The following is a 1,345-nucleotide window of genomic DNA, read 5'->3' as shown; positions in this document are numbered from 1 at the left end:
GGGTTATAGGACATTTTGAGTTGGTAATTTAATCCCAGAGATAGTTAGGATATGGATCAGAGAAATGAAAATCACTCCATACAATAGCATCACCCCAGGTTGGAATAGAATCTTCTAATCTTTCTCTGGAATTCATGGTATCATATAATTTAGAAATACTTTTATTGGTCGGCATAACCTTGAGTATTTCAGCGGGTGAAAGCGGTTTCGGTGAGTGCATATAGCACCACCAGAAAACCGCTTTTATTCGTCTTTCAATATTCATCCCTCTATGGTTACGTAACATAGCTCTTAATTGAGCATTTATACCGCCTTCAATACGGTTATTAGTAGATGAACAGTCAAAGTCTAATGTCTCATCTAGGTAAGTGAATAAGGTACCGGATTTTATTAATACAATGAGTGACTGCTCTGCTTTTAAAAGTCTTTCATGTTTTAATCTAGGTTTTCCGTACTCGTCATAAGATAATTCATCTAAAAAGGCTTTATGATTAACTTTCCAGTCGGTTAAACGTCTAATCCAATTTAATGCTGCATCTGTTGAATTTACCTTAAATAAGTCATTTGAAAGGCCATATAGCTCTGCACCGGCAAGTGTTTTAGGCCGGTTTGTAGTATATCTTTTTACCTGCTGAGAAGCATGAAAAATACATCTTTGAAGTTTGGCCTTTGGCCAAACTTTTTTTAATGCTTTCCGAAAGCCAGTACCACCATCAGATACAACGACTGTAGGCGTAGCAATACGGCTCATCAAAGCCTCCCAAGCCTGCGCTCGCTCAGATCGGCATACATACCAACCTAATACATGGGTTTCATCACAACAGATTAGTATACAGGCCTTTCTCCCTAGGTGAATACCATCAATGAATACTATCGAGCGTTGAATTTCAACTTTAGGTGGTGAAGGCCAAAGTTCCCAAAATTTAACCGTTTTTCTACGAAAATTACGACCGGCACCCGGCATATCTTTTTGTACATTTTTACTGAATAACCACTGAAGAAAAAGGCGAAAATCAGAGTTTGTATGATCATAAGGTTTAGTAAAAACTTGATGACATTCTTTACAACGCCATCGTTGATTACCTATTCGAGTTTTTCCATATTTAATACAGTTAAAACCACAGTAAGGACACCTAATTTTTTTCATAAAATTCTACCTCCTAAAAAATATACTTTCTAGAAAGATAAAACCTTATTTTGTCCTTATATAGCAAGGGGTTTCAGACTTTTTACCAACTCATTTTGTCCACCCTTTAAAATCTAACAAAAATTTTAAAAGACCGATAAGACTAGATAAATACTAGTCTCATCGGTCTAAAAACCAACTCAAAATGTCCTATAGGCC

At 36.3% G+C, this 1,345-nt stretch carries 1 protein-coding gene; it reads right to left on the bottom strand.

All coding sequences use genetic code 11. From position 1 onward, the window contains the following. Nucleotides 1–28 precede the first annotated feature (28 nt). A complete protein-coding gene (locus tag EO124_RS10110; protein WP_127059402.1) occupies nt 29–1,147 on the bottom strand; it encodes an IS1249 family transposase in 1,119 nt (372 codons plus the stop codon). Nucleotides 1,148–1,345 lie beyond the last annotated feature (198 nt).

It is taken from the genome of Veillonella ratti (assembly GCF_003992115.1).
GTDB classification, from domain to species: domain Bacteria; phylum Bacillota; class Negativicutes; order Veillonellales; family Veillonellaceae; genus Veillonella_A; species Veillonella_A ratti.
Note: the sequence above shows the minus strand (reverse complement) of the source record. Positions and strands in the feature narration are given on the sequence as shown.

Coding starts and splice junctions, on each gene's coding strand:
- EO124_RS10110 (WP_127059402.1), bottom strand. CDS start 1,147: ATGAAAAAAATTAGGTGTCCTTACTGTGGTTTTAACTGTATTAAATAT.